General features: G+C 65.6%; 14 protein-coding genes. 8 read left to right on the top strand and 6 right to left on the bottom strand.

What is annotated here, in order from left to right; all coding sequences use genetic code 11:
- The first annotated feature begins 112 nt into the window (after nt 1–112).
- Both LDZ27_RS14075 and LDZ27_RS14070 read left to right on the top strand, forming a co-directional pair.
- Complete coding sequence (locus tag LDZ27_RS14075; RefSeq protein WP_244814670.1) at nt 113–394, top strand: type II toxin-antitoxin system Phd/YefM family antitoxin; 282 nt, start codon at nt 113–115, stop codon at nt 392–394.
- Nucleotides 391–711, top strand: coding sequence for a type II toxin-antitoxin system RelE/ParE family toxin (locus LDZ27_RS14070; protein ID WP_244814669.1), 321 nt, complete (start codon nt 391–393; stop codon nt 709–711). The genes LDZ27_RS14075 and LDZ27_RS14070 overlap by 4 nt, the downstream gene beginning before the upstream one ends.
- On the opposite strand, the gene LDZ27_RS14065 is transcribed toward LDZ27_RS14070, so the two are convergent.
- Both LDZ27_RS14065 and argB read right to left on the bottom strand, forming a co-directional pair.
- On the bottom strand, nt 708–1,472 hold the full coding sequence (locus LDZ27_RS14065; RefSeq protein WP_244814668.1) for a pyrimidine 5'-nucleotidase: 765 nt from the start codon (nt 1,470–1,472) through the stop codon (nt 708–710). The two genes, LDZ27_RS14070 and LDZ27_RS14065, sit on opposite strands and share 4 nt — an antisense overlap.
- 55 nt (nt 1,473–1,527) lie before the next feature.
- The gene (argB, locus tag LDZ27_RS14060) at nt 1,528–2,427 is read right to left on the bottom strand and encodes an acetylglutamate kinase (protein ID WP_244814667.1); all 900 of its coding nucleotides are present in this window, start codon (nt 2,425–2,427) and stop codon (nt 1,528–1,530) included.
- Nucleotides 2,428–2,539: 112 nt separating this feature from the next.
- Between argB and LDZ27_RS14055 the strand changes: the two genes are divergently transcribed.
- The 4 genes from LDZ27_RS14055 (at nt 2,540) to LDZ27_RS14040 (ending at nt 6,454) form a co-directional block, all read left to right on the top strand.
- Entirely contained in the window at nt 2,540–2,821 is a 282-nt protein-coding gene (locus LDZ27_RS14055) for a cysteine-rich CWC family protein (protein WP_370653324.1), read from the top strand.
- A gap of 129 nt (nt 2,822–2,950) precedes the next feature.
- Nucleotides 2,951–4,243: an ATP-binding protein gene (locus LDZ27_RS14050; RefSeq protein ID WP_244814666.1), complete on the top strand. Its 1,293-nt coding sequence runs from the start codon at nt 2,951–2,953 to the stop codon at nt 4,241–4,243.
- 27 nt (nt 4,244–4,270) lie between these two features.
- Nucleotides 4,271–4,813: a response regulator transcription factor gene (locus tag LDZ27_RS14045; protein ID WP_244814665.1), complete on the top strand. Its 543-nt coding sequence runs from the start codon at nt 4,271–4,273 to the stop codon at nt 4,811–4,813.
- A 339-nt stretch (nt 4,814–5,152) separates the two neighbouring features.
- Nucleotides 5,153–6,454, top strand: coding sequence for a solute carrier family 23 protein (locus tag LDZ27_RS14040; RefSeq protein ID WP_244814664.1), 1,302 nt, complete (start codon nt 5,153–5,155; stop codon nt 6,452–6,454).
- Between the two features lie 30 nt (nt 6,455–6,484).
- Here LDZ27_RS14040 and LDZ27_RS14035 read toward each other — a convergent pair whose 3' ends face one another.
- Nucleotides 6,485–8,152 carry a Na+/H+ antiporter gene (locus LDZ27_RS14035; RefSeq protein WP_244814663.1) on the bottom strand — a complete coding sequence of 556 codons (1,668 nt, stop codon included), beginning with the start codon at nt 8,150–8,152 and terminating at the stop codon, nt 6,485–6,487.
- Between the two features lie 294 nt (nt 8,153–8,446).
- On the opposite strand from LDZ27_RS14035, the gene LDZ27_RS14030 reads away from it, so the two are divergent.
- Nucleotides 8,447–9,763: an EAL domain-containing protein gene (locus tag LDZ27_RS14030; protein ID WP_244816154.1), complete on the top strand. Its 1,317-nt coding sequence runs from the start codon at nt 8,447–8,449 to the stop codon at nt 9,761–9,763.
- Here the strand turns inward: LDZ27_RS14030 and LDZ27_RS14025 are convergent, their stop codons facing one another.
- On the bottom strand, nt 9,764–13,321 hold the full coding sequence (locus tag LDZ27_RS14025) for an indolepyruvate ferredoxin oxidoreductase family protein (RefSeq protein ID WP_244814662.1): 3,558 nt from the start codon (nt 13,319–13,321) through the stop codon (nt 9,764–9,766).
- Nucleotides 13,322–13,565: 244 nt separating this feature from the next.
- Here LDZ27_RS14025 and LDZ27_RS14020 point away from each other — a divergent pair, with 244 nt between their 5' ends.
- Nucleotides 13,566–14,204, top strand: coding sequence for a glutathione S-transferase family protein (locus LDZ27_RS14020; RefSeq protein ID WP_244814661.1), 639 nt, complete (start codon nt 13,566–13,568; stop codon nt 14,202–14,204).
- On the opposite strand, the gene LDZ27_RS14015 is transcribed toward LDZ27_RS14020, so the two are convergent.
- Together LDZ27_RS14015 and LDZ27_RS14010 are read right to left on the bottom strand one after the other, a co-directional pair.
- Nucleotides 14,201–14,446: a hypothetical protein gene (locus LDZ27_RS14015; protein ID WP_244814660.1), complete on the bottom strand. Its 246-nt coding sequence runs from the start codon at nt 14,444–14,446 to the stop codon at nt 14,201–14,203. The two genes, LDZ27_RS14020 and LDZ27_RS14015, sit on opposite strands and share 4 nt — an antisense overlap.
- 68 nt (nt 14,447–14,514) lie before the next feature.
- Complete coding sequence (locus tag LDZ27_RS14010; protein ID WP_244814659.1) at nt 14,515–14,736, bottom strand: hypothetical protein; 222 nt, start codon at nt 14,734–14,736, stop codon at nt 14,515–14,517.
- Nucleotides 14,737–14,826 lie beyond the last annotated feature (90 nt).

The raw sequence follows: 14,826 nt of genomic DNA, 5'->3' as shown, positions 1-14,826 counted from the left end.
AAGTATAGCGGAAAACGTAATAAAGCCGCCAATCGTCGCGGCGCTGGGGCTTGCTGAGAGCGCCGCGGTTTTGTATCTATGAAGCCTTGCATCGCGCCTTGCGGGAATCGACATGAAACCGAGCCGCGTCAGACCGCTGAGTCATCTCAAGAGCCGCGCGGCCGAGATGATCCGCAACGTGGTCGAAAGCCGGGAGCCGATGCTCATCACGCAAAACGGCGAAGGGAAGGTAGTCGTGCAGGACGTGCAGTCCTACGAGGACGTGCATCAGACGCTCGCGCTGCTCAAGATTCTGGCGATGGGGCAGAAATACATCGAAGCGGGGCATTGCATCGGCGCGGGCGATCTCTTCGCGGAACTGGACCGGCTCGACCGGGAAGAAGGCGTCCGATGAAAACCGTCTTTCTCGATCCCGTGCGGCAGGATTTGCAGGATTTCCGCCGCTACGTCATCAACAAGTTCGGCGGCACGGCGTGGAAGGCGACGCGCGACAAAATCGCGGATGCCGTCGCGCAGATCGAGGCCTCGCCGCGCAACGGCGCGACGCCGCCCGAACTCGTCGACTTCCGCATGTCGGGCTACTACGAAGTGGTTAGCGGAACGAACCGGATCATCTACAAGCTCGATGCCGACACGATCTACGTGCATCTCGTCGTCGATACGCGTTCGGACCTCGAGGACGTCCTCGCGCGCCGGCTCTTCAGAATCTAGCCGCGCGTCTGCCGGCCGAGCGCGCGGCCGCGCATGCCGAGCGTCAGCGCGCGCAGCGAGCGCACGGTGCGATCCACGTAATGCGGGCGCCCGACGCCGGCCAGGCGCGCCGACACCGCGCCTGTGGACGTGCGCGCCGCCGGAAGATGCCCGACGATCCACACGGTGCGAATACCGAGCCGCCGATAGCTCTTGAGATGCCCGCGCGTGTCTTCGACGAGAATCGCGTCGGACAGGCGCACATGCGCGCGGCGCATCGCGCGGCGAAGCATCGGCGCTTCGGGTTTTGCGCGCCAGCGGTCGCCCTCGCGCATGTCCTCGATGGCGATCACGCGCTCGAACAGCCTGTCGATGCCGAGTTCCGCCAGCACCGCGCGCGCATACACCGAAGGCGCGTTGGTCAGCACGATCTTGCGCCCCGGCAGCGCGCGCAGCATGCGTCCGACGCCGCGCTCGGCGTGCACCATCGACGGAAGTTCGGCGAACGTGTGAACCACATGCAGGAAATCCGCCGGATCGACGCCGTGATGCTTCACGAGCCCGAGCAGCGTCGCGCCGTATCGCACGGTATAGCCGACGCGCAGCCGGTTCGCTTCGTCGATGTCCACGCCGAGCCGGTCGATGATGTACTGCGTCATCGCGCGGTTGATCGCGGGGAAAATCCGATGCGACGCGTGATGCAGCGTGTTGTCGAGATCGAAGAGCCAGACCGGGACGCGCGGTTCGACGCGGCGGCGGCGCGAAGTGCGGGACGGGTTCATTGCGCGAAAAGAAACGCCCGCGCGATGGCGGGCGTCATGGTCGAAGGAGCGAGGCTCAATGCGAGCGGATCATGGTGCCGAACGGCTGTTCGGTCAGGATTTCGAGAAGCACCGAATGCTCGATGCGCCCGTCGATGATGTGCACCGAGCGCACGCCGCTCTTCGCCGCGTCCAGTGCCGATGAAATTTTCGGCAGCATGCCGCCGGAAATGGTGCCATCGGCGAAAAGGGCGTCGATCTCGCGCGCCGACAGATCCGTGAGCAGATTGCCTTCCTTGTCCATCACGCCGGGAATGTTCGTCATCATGACGAGCTTTTCCGCGTTCAGCACGACAGCCAGCTTGCCCGCGACGAGGTCCGCGTTGATGTTGTACGAGAGGCCGTCCTCGCCGAAGCCGATAGGCGAAATGACGGGAATGAACGCGTCGTCCTGAAGCGCCTTCACGACGGCCGGATTGATGGCTTCGACCTCGCCGACTTGCCCGATGTCGATGTAGTCGCCGGGATTGTCGCGGTCCGGCATCACCAGCTTGCGCGCGTGGATGAGGCCGCCGTCCTTGCCGGTGAGCCCCACCGCGTGGCCGCCGAAATGATTGATGAGCGTGACGATGTCCTGCTGCACTTCGCCGCCGAGCACCCATTCGACGACTTCCATCGTCTCTTCGTCGGTGACGCGCATGCCCTGAATGAACGTGCCCTGCTTGCCGATCTTCTTGAGCGCCTGATCGATCTGCGGGCCGCCGCCGTGCACGATGACCGGATTGATGCCGACCAGCTTGAGCAGAATGACGTCGCGCGCGAAGCCTTGCTTCAGGCGCTCCTCGGTCATTGCATTGCCGCCGTATTTGATCACGACCGTTTTGCCGTGATATTGACGAATATAAGGCAGCGCCTCGGCCAGAATTTCAGCCTTCAGGGTAGGCGCGATCTGCGTGAGGTCGGGAAGGTCGGACATGGCGGCAGTCGAGGCGAAGAGCGTTTAAACACGGCGAATTGTACAGGACCGACGCAACGCAACATGACGTTTTGCCGCGACGCCGGCAGCTTTTCCGGCGCGGGCGGCCGGCATGCGATCATCGCTCATGTGCTTCGATTTCACCGGCTTCCCACCACATGTCACGACGATGAACGCCCACGCACGACCCGACGCGCCGCAGAACAACGGCGAGCGCACTTGCGCGCGCTGCGGCGCGCATTTTCGATGCGGCTCGCTCGCGGGCGAGCCGGTCTGCTGGTGCGCGTCGCTGCCCGCGCTGCCGCTCGATCGCTTGCGTCCCGGCGAGCCGTGCCTGTGCCGCGCGTGCCTCGTTGCGGACATCGAAAAAGCGGGCGCCTTGCGTTCGAGTTAGCAGAGCGTATGCCGCGCACGGTGCGACAAATCGCGTCAGCGGCCTTTCGGGGGTGTCTGCACGCGGGATAATGCCGCATGGATCACGAAACGCCGCGCGTTTCACTGCCGCTCAAGCACTCGACGAAACATGCATCGCATAACGAATACGGGACGCGTCAACCTCGGCCATCTCTTCTGGCTTCGCTCGCTCGCGATCATCGGGCAACTGACGACGATCGCCGTCGTGCAAATCTTCTACGGCGCGAAGCTGCCGCTGCCGGCCATGCTGCTCGTGATCGCGCTGGAAATGGTCTTCAACGCGCTCACCTGGCTGCGCGTCGCGCGCGCGCGTCCGGAAACGAACCTCGAACTGTTCGGCCAGATGTGCGTGGACCTCGGCGCGCTCTCCGCGCTGCTCTTTCTCTCCGGCGGTGCGACCAATCCGTTCGTCACGCTCTATCTGCCGTCGCTCGCCATCGCGGCGGCGATTCTGCCGTGGATCATGATGGCGTGCCTCGCGCTCTTCGCGGTCGCTTGCTACGCGCTGCTGAGCTACAGCTACGTGCCGCTCAATATCGAGAATCCGGCGAATCTCTTCGATTATTTCCGCATGGGCCTGTGGGTCAACTTCATGGTGAGCGTCGGGCTGATCGGCTGGTTCGTCGCGCGCATGTCGCGGGCGCTGCGCGTGCGCGACGCCGCCCTCGCGGACGCTCAACAACGCCATTTGCGCGACGAACGCGCGGTCGCGCTCGGCGTGCAGGCGGCAACCGTCGCGCACGAAATGGGCACGCCGCTTTCGACCATCGCGATGCTTTCCGAGGAATTGCGCGATGCCGCCGCGCACGACCGCAATCTCGCGCCCTACGCCGCCGACTTCGAACTGCTCGAGCAGCAGATGACGCTCTGCACGTCCGCGCTCGCGCGCCTGCGCAACCGGGCGCGCGGGCCGTCGAGCCGTCAGCCGCTCGACGAATGGCTCGCGAGCTTCATCGAGCAATGGCGGCTGCGTCATCCGCAGGTGAAGTTCGAGCAGACCGGCGAGACGCCGGCGGGCGCATCCATCGACGACGCCGTGGCCGTCGGGCAGATTCTCACGATCCTGCTCGACAACGCGGCGCGCGCGAGCAGCGAATCCGTGACGCTGCAGGCAGCGGCCGAAAGCGTCGAAGGCGTGAATTGCGTGCGCTTCGACGTGTGCGATCGCGGGCCGGGCATTCCGCCCGCGCTGCGCGCGTCGCTGGGCGCGGGGCCCGTCGACAGCACGCAGGGCGGCCACGGCGTGGGCCTCTATCTGGCGTTCGCCGCGGCGGCGCGCCTGAACGGTTCGGTCGAACTGCTCGCGGGCGAGCCGCGCGGCACGCGCGCCGTGCTGCGCGTGCCGAATCGCGGCAAAGCGCCGGCGCCTGCCGCGAAAACGGAATCAAGCGGCGCGGCGTGAAGTCCGCGTCAACAAGGAGAAACCAAAATGAGCGATACCAACTTTTTGATCATCGACGACGACGAGGTCTTTTCGGGCATTCTCGCTCGCGGTCTCGCGCGTCGCGGCTACACGCCGCATCAGGCGCACAACGCGGACGAAGCCGTGAAGCTCGCCAATCAGCACAAGTTCGGGCAGATCACGGTCGATCTTCACCTAGGCGACGATTCCGGCCTGCGCCTCGTCGCGCCGCTGCGGGACTTGCAGCCGGACGCGCGCATTCTCGTCCTGACCGGCTACGCGAGCATTGCGACGGCGGTGCAAGCCGTGAAGGACGGCGCGGACAACTATCTGGCGAAGCCGGCGAACGTGGAGTCGATTCTCTCGGCGCTTCACGAAGAGGCGAGCGAGCAGACGGCCGAAGAAGCGATCGAGCATCCGGCGCTGCTTTCCGTCGCGCGGCTGGAATGGGAACACATTCAGCGGGCATTGGCCGAGCACAACGGCAACATATCCGCGACGGCGCGCGCGTTGAACATGCATCGGCGGACGTTGCAGCGGAAACTGGCGAAGAAGCCGGTTCGTCAGTGAGACGTGCTTGCGACCGGCGCGGCAGCGGCTCGGAAAGCGCGCCGGCGCGGAGAAGAAAACGGGAACAAAAAAAGAACCGCCCAAGCCGGGGAACGAGGGCGGTAATCGGAGAGTTGCAACGACTACGTGCATATACATGGGGATACGCACGTAGGACAGCATACGTTGCATGATGCCGCCCTTATATACGACTAATCCTAAAGAGCGGGCGCCGATGAAACCGTAACGGCGCGTGGAACGCCGTAAGCCGTCCGTAATTTGGGCTCGCTTGCCACTGCCTACCCCACTCCGTACACTCGCGCCTGTTCAAAGAGATCAAGCCGAGAAGGAGAAGCACCCATGTCCGATTCCTATTTCCCACGGTGGCCCGCCCAGCCGGACGCCGAAGGCGGCCGCGTCGTCGGACCGGATGAACGCCTGCCCTGGCCGCAGATGATCGCGATGGGCGTTCAGCACGTCGTCGCCATGTTCGGCTCGACCGTTCTCGCGCCGCTCTTGATGGGCTTCGATCCGAATCTCTGCATCTTCATGTCGGGCATCGGCACGCTTCTCTTTTTCGTGCTGGTCGGCGGCCGCGTGCCGAGCTATCTCGGTTCCAGCTTCGCGTTCATCGGCCTCGTGATCGCGGTCACGGGCTACGGCGGCCACGGCCCGAACATGAACATTCCGGTGGCGCTCGGCGGAATCATCGCGTGCGGCGTGGCTTACGCGATCATCGGGCTGATCGTCGCGGCGGTCGGAACGAAATGGATCGAAACGCTGATGCCGCCGGTCGTCACGGGATCGATCGTCTGCGTGATCGGGCTGAATCTCGCGCCCATCGCCGTGAAGGGCGTGAGCGGCAGCAAATTCGATTCGTGGATGGCGCTCGTGACCGTGCTGTGCGTCGGCGGCGTCGCGGTGTTCGCGCGCGGCATGGCGCAGCGGCTCCTGATCCTGATCGGTCTCGCGATCGCCTACCTCATCTACGCCGTGCTGACCAACGGCATGAGCATGGGCAAGCCGATCGACTTCGCAATCGTCTCGAACGCCGCGTGGTTCGGCATGCCGCATTTCACCGCGCCCGTCTTCAATGCGCAGGCGATGACGCTGCTCACGCCCATCGCGATCATTCTCGTCGCTGAAAATCTCGGCCACATCAAGGCGGTCGGCGCGATGACCGGAAAAAGCCTCGACAAGTACATCGGCCGCGCGTTCATCGGCGACGGCCTCGCCACCATCGTCTCGGGCTTCGCGGGCGGCACGGGCGCGACCACTTACGCGGAAAACATCGGCGTGATGGCCGTCACCAAGATCTATTCGACGCTCGTCTTCGTGATCGCCGCGCTCTTCGCAATCGTCCTCGGCTTTTCGCCGAAGTTCGGCGCGCTGATCCAGACGATTCCCGGCCCGGTCCTCGGCGGCGTGTCGATCGTCGTGTTCGGGCTGATCGCGGTGACGGGCGCGCGCATCTGGGTCGTCAACAAGGTGGACTTCTCGGATAACCGCAACCTGATCGTCGCGGCGGTCACGCTCGTGCTCGGCGCGGGCGATTTCACGCTGAAGCTCGGCGGCTTCGCGCTCGGCGGCATCGGCACCGCGACCTTCGGCGCGATCATCTTCTATGCGCTGTTGCGGCGGCGCGGCGCGGGCGTCGTCTGATTCGCCGGTCTCCGGTTCGCGGCACGGCGCTCACGGCGCCATGCCGCGCTTGCGGTTTACGATCGCCGTCTCCGAAAGATCGATTTCCCGCATCAGCTTGTTCAGCGTCTCGTCGTTGATCGCCTGATCGGATCGCAGCCGCAGCAGTTCCGCGCGCTCCGCCCTGAGCGCGGCCATCTTAAGCCGCGTTTCCACCAGCTCGCTTCGCTTTGCCGCCACGCGCGGCGCTTCCTCGTCGCCCAGCGATTCCAGCCTCCGCCGATACGTTCCCATCACGCGCGCCGTCGAATCCGCGCAGCGCGCCGAGCCGGCTTCGTCCATGCCTTCGATTAGAAAGTCGTGCGTATCGTCGATGGCGCGAATTGCCGCCTGCGCCGCGTGGCGGCGCGCCATGCGTTCTTCCGCCGCGTGCGGATTGCGCTCGCGCGCCGCGCCGCGCAGCATCACCGGCAAGCCGACGACAGCGATGAGCAGCGACGCCAGAATCACCGCCGACGCGATGAAAATCGCCAGATCGCGGCCCGCGAGCGCCGCGCCGTTGTCGAGCGTGACCGGCAGCGACAGCACGCCCGCGAGCGTCACCGCGCCGCGCACGCCGCCGATGGTCGTCAGCGCGAGCGTGCGAAAGCCGGGCGCGGCGCTTTCCAGCCCGTACTTCGCGGCGCTGCGGCTCGCGACCCAGCGCAGGCAGTACACCCACAGAAAGCGCAGCGCGTACAGCGCGATCACCGTCGCGAAGACATAGCCGATCAGGAAGCCGACTTGCGCATTGCCGTCGTGGTGCGCCTCGATCAGCGCGCGTCCGATGATGTGCGGCAACTGCAAGCCGAGCAGGATGAACACCATCCCGTTGAACACGAACTCGATCATCGTCCAGGTGCTCGTCATGCGCACGCGCACCGCGCTCGGAATGCTCGCGCGCAGGCTCTGAATATTCATCATCATCCCCGCCGACACCGCCGCGAGAATGCCCGAGCAGCCCGCGTGCTCGGCAATGACATAGGCGGCGAACGGAATCAGCACGGTGAGGATCACGCCGGCGGCGGGATCGTCGTCTTCGGAGAACTTGAGGATGCGCGCCGGAATCTCGGTGACGATCCAACTGATCGCCGCGCCGATGGCAAGCCCGCCCGCCGCGATCACGACGAAGCTGATGGCCGCCTGATGCAGCGAAAACACGCCAGTCAGCGCCGCCGCGATCGCGAACTTGAGCGCGACGAGGCCGGATGCATCGTTCATCAACGCTTCGCCTTCCAGGATATGCATGAGATTCGCCGGAATGCGATGCCGCCCCGCGATGCCCGTCAGCGCGACCGCATCCGTGGGCGAGAGCACGGCCGCGAGCGCGAAGGCGACGGGCAGCGGCATCGCCGGAATCATCCAGTTCAGGAAGTAGCCGAGCGCGGCCACGGTGATGAACACGAGCCCGAGCGCGAGCATCAGGATCGCGCGGCGCTGCATGTAAAGCTCGCGCTTCGGAATGCGCCAGCCGTCCGCGAAGAGGAGCGGCGGGATGAAAAGCAGCATGAAGAGCTCGGGATCGAACGTGACGTGCAGCCCGAAGCCGGGCCACGCGAGCAGCGCGCCGATGCCGATCTGGATGAGCGGCAGCGGCAGCTTGACCGGCAAGAGACTGAGGCCGACGCCCGACAGCGCGACGATCATCAGCAGGATGAGGACGGTGAAGACGATTTCCATGCGAGTGCGGGGCGCGCGGCGTCCCTTCGGTTTTCTTAGGACGACGCGAGAGTGTAGCCCGGCATTTCGTCGCGGGCATGTTTCGAGGGCGCACCGCGGCGGTGCGCCCGCCGCGCCATTCGCCTGCTCGCGGTGCATGAAAACGACGAAACGCCCGACGAAACCACCGGCATCGCGCGCATGGAGCTTGCTTTATCGACACCCACGGGACACGAGACTCCCGACGAGATCATCGAGGGCAGGGTTTATGAAAACGGTATCGGGCGCGAAGCGGGCCACGGCGAGGCCATCCACATGATGATCGCCAATCCGGAGAAGACGACGCTCGCCGCGCGCAGCTTCGAGCTTGGCGTGATGTCGGGACTCGACCGCTATTCCGTCGAGCATGGCGAGTGGACGCTATCCAGCGTGTTCCAGCCGGTGTTCAGCCTGTCGCACATGCGCGCGGTCGGCTACGAAGGCTTGCTGCGCGCGCACGATGCGCTCGACCGCCCGGTGCCGCCCGTCGATGTGTTCGGGCAGGCGTCGCGCGTCGGCGAAGCGTTGCAGATCGACCGGCTCGCGCAGGCGCTGCATCTCGAGAACTTCCGCATGCTCGGCGCCGGGACCGAATGGCTCTTTCTGAACGTGCATCCCGGCGCGCTCACCGAGCCGTATCACGCCGCCGCGCTGCTTGCGAATCTCAAGCGTCTGCGCATCGAGCCGCGCCGTGTGGTGCTGGAAGTGCTGGAGCAGAGCGCGGAGGATATCGAGCGGCTCGCGCAGGCCGTGCAGCAGTTCCGCGATCACGGTTTCCTGATCGCGCTCGACGACTTCGGCGCGGGGCACAGCAACATCGAGCGCATCTGGCAACTCGATCCGGATATCGTCAAGCTCGACCGCGTGATGCTTTCGCACGCCGGCCACAACGTTCATGCGGCGCGCTCGGAACGCACGGTCAAGCAGCGGCGCAACATGGAGGCGGTGCTCTCGGGCATCGTTTCGCTGCTGCACGAGGCCGGCAAGCTCGTGCTGATCGAAGGCGTGGAGACCGAGCACGAAGCGCAGCTTGCGCTCGCGAGCGGCGCGGACTTCGTGCAGGGCTTTTTCTTTGCGCGGCCGCATCCCGGTCTCGCGGATGGCGCGCTCGCGCAAAGCGTCATCAGCGAGTTGACGGAGCGTTACCGGCTGCAGACGGAAGCGCGCGAGCGGCGTGTCGCGACGCGGCTTCAGCCCTATGTGCGCGCGTTCGAGCGCGCGGCCGAGCGGCTCGCGGCGGGCGAACCGCTCGACGAAGTCTGCTGGAATTTCCTCGCGCTCGACCACGCCGCGCGCTGTTTTCTGCTCGATCAGAACGGCCGGCAATCGGGCCGCAACGTGGTTCTGCGCGCGGACCGCGCCGCGCACGAGGCGCGCTTTCTGCCGCTCGTCGATGCGCAGGGCGCGAACTGGCTGCGCCGTCCGTACTTTCGCGCGGCGCTCGGCGACCCCGAGCGCGTGCACGTCACCAAGCCGTATCTGTCGATCAACGAGGCGATGCCGTGCGTCACGCTCTCCGTCGAGACGCGCTCGGGCGGCAAGCGCTGCGTGCTGTGCGGCGACATCGACTGGATCGCGGACGACGGCATCTGACTACTTCGCCGCGACCACCGGAATGCCCTTGAGCGCGCCCGCGCCCTTCATCGATTCGATGGACGCGCGCACGGCATCGCCCGTCGCGGCTTCGATGCCGAACCGCGCGGCGATATCGCGCTCGCTGCGCTTGACCATCGCGAGATTCGCGAGCTTGACGTGACCGTAGCCGCGCACGCGCTCGAAGAGCGCGGCGAGCGCCGCGACGTCTTTCGCGTGCACCGCATCGAGTTTCGCGAGCGCGCGGTGTATCGTGATTTCGTAGTCGGTCGCGAGTTGACGCTCCATGCGGCGTTCGAGCGTCTTGCCGAACGGATCGAGTGCGGTGCCGCGCAGCGCGCGCAACTTCGACAAGCCGCCGAACACCGGCCACATCCACTGGCCGAAGGTTCGCTTCTTCGGCGTGCCGTGCGACAAGGCCGGCGGCGCGAGATTGAACTTGACCGTGTAATCGTCGCCGGCCGCGCCTTCGAATTGCGCGGCGAGCGCCGCGCGAAACGCCGGGTCCGCGTGCAGGCGCGCGACTTCGTATTCGTCCTTCACCGCGAGCAGCTTGTAGAACGTGATCGCGACGGCGCGCTGCACGTCTTCGTTCGCGGATGCCTTGTCGACGAGCGCACGATAACGCTCGACATATTTCGCGCCGCCGTAAGCGAAGAGCCGCGCTTCGCGGTCGCGGATGAGATCGGCGAGCGGCATGTCGGCCATCGCGATGCGCTTTTTCTGCTTCGACGCCGCGAGCGCTTCGAGCGCGTTCATATCCGCCGCCGCGAGCCGTCCGATCGCGAACGCGAGCTTGTTCGCCGACACCGCGACGTTGTTCAGTTCGAGCGCGCGCATCAACGCGCCGTGCGACACCGGCACGAGCCCGAGTTGCCACGCGAAGCCGAGCATCAAAATGTTTGCGCCGATGGTGTCGCCGAGAAAGCGCGTCGCGAGCGCTTGCGCGTCGCAGGTTCGCATTGCGTCGGCGGCATCGGTGCCGGCGGCGTCGCGCATCTTGTCGATGAGCGAATCGGCGTGAAGGTTCGCGTCGGGATTCTGCACGAAGCTCGCGTTCGGAATGGCGTGCGTGTTGACGACGATCTTCGTGCGGTCGTGCCGCACCGTCTGCAACGCTTCCGGGCTCGCGCCGACGACCATGTCGCACGCTAGCAGCAAGTCGGCCTGCTGCGTGTCGATGCGCACCTGATTGAGCAGCGCGTCGGTCGCGGCGAAGCGCACGAACGACAACACCGAGCCGCCTTTCTGCGCGAAGCCCATGAAGTCGAGCACCGACGCGCTCTTGCCTTCCAGATGCGCGGCCATGCTGATGAGCGCGCCGACCGTCACGACGCCGGTGCCGCCGACGCCCGTCACCAGAATGTCGTACGGCGCGTGATCGAGATGCGCGTGCGGCAGCGGCAGCGCATCGACGCGGCGCGCGAGTTCGGCGGGATCGAACGCGTGGCCTTCGGCCTTCTTCAGCTTCGCGCCTTCGAGCGTGACGAAGCTCGGACAGAAGCCGTTCACGCACGAATAGTCCTTGTTGCACGACGATTGATCGATGCGGCGCTTTCTTCCCAGCTCCGTTTCGACCGGCTCGACGGAAAGGCAATTCGACTGGACGCCGCAATCGCCGCAGCCTTCGCAGACGGTCTCGTTGATGAAGAGCCGCTTGTTCGGGTCGGGAAACTCGCCCTTCTTGCGGCGGCGGCGTTTTTCGGCGGCGCAGGTTTGATCGTAGATCAGCACGGTCACGCCCGGCGTCTCGCGCAGGCGGCGCTGCACGGCATCGAGTTCGCTGCGGTGATGAAACGTCGTGCCGCGCGGGAACTGGTCTTCGTGGCCGTCGTACTTCTCGGGTTCGTCGCTGACGACGACCAGCAGCGCGATGCCTTCCGCTTCGACCTGCCGCGCGATCTGCGGCACGGAGATGCTGCCGTCGACCGGCTGGCCGCCCGTCATCGCGACGGCGTCGTTGTAGAGAATCTTGTACGTGATGTTCGCTTTGGCGGCCACGGCCTGACGAATCGCGAGAATGCCGGAGTGGAAGTACGTGCCGTCGCCGAGATTCTGAAAGACGTGCGGCGTCTTCGTGAACATGGCGTGCGACGCCCAGTCCACGCCTTCGCCGCCCATCTGGATGAGGCCGGTCGTGTCGCGCTCCATCCACGACGCCATGAAGTGACAGCCGATGCCCGCCTGCGCGACCGAGCCTTCCGGCACTTTCGTCGACGTGTTGTGCGGGCAACCCGAGCAGAAGTACGGCGTGCGCTTAACGGAATCGGCGATATTCGAAAGAATCCGCGGCGCGACGAGATCGACCACTTTCTCGCGACGGTCGAGCGCCGGCTTGTGGCGCGCGAGCCATTGCGCGAAAACCGGCAGCACGCGCGAGGGCCTGAGTTCGCCGAGCGCGCTCAGCAAGGGCGCGCCATCCTGCGTCGTCTTGCCGATGACCACGGGCCGCGCGCCGCTCGCCCGGTTATAGAGATGCTCCTTGATCTGCTGTTCGACGACCGGGCCTTTCTCCTCGATCACGAGCACTTCGCTCAATCCTTCGACGAACGTGTCGAGCCGCGTGGTTTCGAGCGGATACGACAGCCCGACCTTGTAGATGCGCACGCCGGCTGCATCGAGATCGGCGACGGTGAGTTCGAGTCGGCGCAGCGCTTCCATCAGATCGAGATGCGCCTTGCCGCATGTCACGATGCCCACGTCCGCGCGCGCGCTCGGCGCGATCCACTTGTCGATGCTGTTCGTGCGCGCGAAATGGCGCGCGGCGTCGAGCTTCGCGTGAAGCCGCGCTTCGATCGTGAGGCTCGGCAGATCGGGCCAGCGGTTGTGCAGGCCGCCTTGCGGCGGCGCGAAGTCGCCGGGCGCTTGCCAGTCGAGCGCGAGCGCGTCCAGATCGACGGTCGAGCCGGATTCGACCGTCTCCGAAATCGCCTTGAAGCCGACCCACGCGCCCGAGAATCGCGACAGCGCCCAGCCGTAGATGCCGAATTCGAGCATATCCGCGACGTTCGACGGATTCACCACCGGCATATGCCACGCGATCATCGCCTGGTCGCTCTGATGCGGCATCGACGACGACACACAGCCGTGGTCATCGCCCGCCACGACCAGCACGCCGCCGTGCGGCGACGAACCATACGCGTTGCCGTGCTTGAGCGCGTCGCCCGCGCGGTCCACGCCCGGGCCTTTGCCGTACCACATCGCGAAGACGCCATCGACGGTGCGCTCGGGATCGCTTTCCACGCGCTGCGTGCCGAGCACCGCCGTGCCGCCGAGTTCTTCGTTGATCGCGGGCAAGAATCGCACGTCATGCGCCGCGAGGAGTTTCTTCGCCTTCCACAATTGCTGATCGACCATGCCGAGCGGCGAGCCGCGATAGCCGCTGATGAAACCCGCGGTGTTCAGATTGGCGGCGCGGTCGATTTGCCGCTGCATCAAAACGAGGCGCACGAGCGCCTGTGTGCCGGTCAGAAAGATGCGCCCGCGCGTGGCGCTCAGGTTGTCGCTCAGTTGGTATTCGGAAAGCGCGAGGGCATCGGCGGGGACGCGTGCGTTCATGGGCGTGTCTCTTTGTAGGTATGTGAGGCGATACGCCATTCTTCGCTGCCGAATCCGAAATGTTTTTGCGCACTCGCTGCCGTTGCGCATTTATCGAGGACGGCAGCGAGCTTTTTCGGGATAGGCGAGTGAAATTCTCTCCATCTCGCGTGAGATGCGCGTAAACCCGCAGCGGAAGACCGCACGGAGCCGCGTCATTTGGGACTAATCTGATTGCTCCCCATCGAGAAGGAAGGCCGACGCAATGAAGCTCTTCTACTGGCCGAAGACGCGCGCCTTTCGCGCGCTGTGGATGCTCGAGGAAATGCGCGCGCCTTACGAACTCGCGTTCGTGAACATCCGTGCGGGCGCGCAGAACGACGCCGCGTTTAGCCGCGTGAATCCGATGTCGAAGCTGCCCGCGCTCGACGATAGCGGCGTGCGCGTCGCGGAATCCGGCGCGGTGCTTCTGTATCTCGCGGACCGGTATCCGGACGCGCGGCTCGGCGTGCCGGCCGACGACCCGGCGCGCGGCCGCTTTCTGCAATGGATGTTCTTCACCGGCTCATGCCTGGAACCGGCGATGGCCGAGCGCATGACGGGCGCGCAGGGCAACACGTTCAGCTTCGGCTGGGGCGATCTGTCGCGCGTCGAGCACGCGATCGAAAGCGCGCTCGAAGAAGGGCCGTGGCTGCTCGGCGAGCCGTTCACCGCCGCCGATATCCTGCTCGCGAGCACGCTGCAGATTGCGTTCGTCGCCCGGCTGATCGAGCCGGACGGCGTGCTTTTCGACTACGTGGAGCGGGCGGTGGCGCGCGAAGGATACGAGCGCGCGGCGCAGATCGATCATCGCGAGGCGGAGCGGCTCGGCCTCAAGCCGCATCCCCGCGCGTCCGCCGATTAGGGGAACGCGCGCGGCTTGGGAATGCCGGCGCCCGCGTCGATGTCCGCGACCGCGCGCACATGCGCGAGTTCGACCGCTTCGTTCGCGGATGCGAGGCCGTGGTCGCCGCCGACGGTTTTCCAGTCCTGCACGGCCTTGTCGAGATGGCGAATCTCGTACTCGGCGTCCCAGCGCGGGCCCGCCAGCTCAATGGGCCGCACATGGATGGAATAGACGCCATAGAGGAAAATCTGGTCCGGCATGTCGCTCTCCGATGCAGTGCGCGCTGCCGCGCTGTGTCGCGCTGGGTCGCGCCTCTCGCGATCAACAGTTACAGCTCGATTTCTCCGAGGATGCGATGCGCGAGCGCGCGTGCTTCGTCCAGCGCTTCGCGCTCGTTTTCCGATAGCGCCTCGACTTCGTAGAGCGTGGCGTCGGGCTGCTCGCCGTCGTCGCGCGAGAGCGAGACGAGTCCCTGGAACTTGCCGTCCTCCGTGGCGCGCACGTCAAGCGTCGCGGTGTAGATGCCTTTCGTGTAGGTCGTGTCTTCCATGATGGATTTGCCTTTAGCCCAGGGACGCAAGCACGAAAATTCATGCTAGCACGCAGTCACGCGACGCGTATGACAGCGTTACGTGCGTAA

This window comes from Caballeronia sp. Lep1P3 (assembly GCF_022879595.1).
Taxonomy (GTDB): Bacteria; Pseudomonadota; Gammaproteobacteria; order Burkholderiales; family Burkholderiaceae; genus Caballeronia.
This window is presented reverse-complemented; position numbering and strand designations above follow the sequence as displayed.

Bases quoted from the DNA above. Each gene is read 5' to 3' on its own strand.
- LDZ27_RS14040 (WP_244814664.1), top strand. From the start codon at position 5,153: ATGTCCGATTCCTATTTCCCACGGTGGCCCGCCCAGCCGGACGCCGAA.
- LDZ27_RS14025 (WP_244814662.1), bottom strand. From the start codon at position 13,321: ATGAACGCACGCGTCCCCGCCGATGCCCTCGCGCTTTCCGAATACCAA.
- LDZ27_RS14030 (WP_244816154.1), top strand. From the start codon at position 8,447: ATGATGATCGCCAATCCGGAGAAGACGACGCTCGCCGCGCGCAGCTTC.
- LDZ27_RS14050 (WP_244814666.1), top strand. From the start codon at position 2,951: ATGCATCGCATAACGAATACGGGACGCGTCAACCTCGGCCATCTCTTC.
- LDZ27_RS14045 (WP_244814665.1), top strand. From the start codon at position 4,271: ATGAGCGATACCAACTTTTTGATCATCGACGACGACGAGGTCTTTTCG.
- LDZ27_RS14070 (WP_244814669.1), top strand. From the start codon at position 391: ATGAAAACCGTCTTTCTCGATCCCGTGCGGCAGGATTTGCAGGATTTC.
- LDZ27_RS14035 (WP_244814663.1), bottom strand. From the start codon at position 8,152: ATGGAAATCGTCTTCACCGTCCTCATCCTGCTGATGATCGTCGCGCTG.
- LDZ27_RS14015 (WP_244814660.1), bottom strand. From the start codon at position 14,446: ATGCCGGACCAGATTTTCCTCTATGGCGTCTATTCCATCCATGTGCGG.
- LDZ27_RS14010 (WP_244814659.1), bottom strand. From the start codon at position 14,736: ATGGAAGACACGACCTACACGAAAGGCATCTACACCGCGACGCTTGAC.
- LDZ27_RS14065 (WP_244814668.1), bottom strand. From the start codon at position 1,472: ATGAACCCGTCCCGCACTTCGCGCCGCCGCCGCGTCGAACCGCGCGTC.
- LDZ27_RS14055 (WP_370653324.1), top strand. From the start codon at position 2,540: ATGCGATCATCGCTCATGTGCTTCGATTTCACCGGCTTCCCACCACAT.
- LDZ27_RS14020 (WP_244814661.1), top strand. From the start codon at position 13,566: ATGAAGCTCTTCTACTGGCCGAAGACGCGCGCCTTTCGCGCGCTGTGG.
- LDZ27_RS14075 (WP_244814670.1), top strand. From the start codon at position 113: ATGAAACCGAGCCGCGTCAGACCGCTGAGTCATCTCAAGAGCCGCGCG.
- argB (WP_244814667.1), bottom strand. From the start codon at position 2,427: ATGTCCGACCTTCCCGACCTCACGCAGATCGCGCCTACCCTGAAGGCT.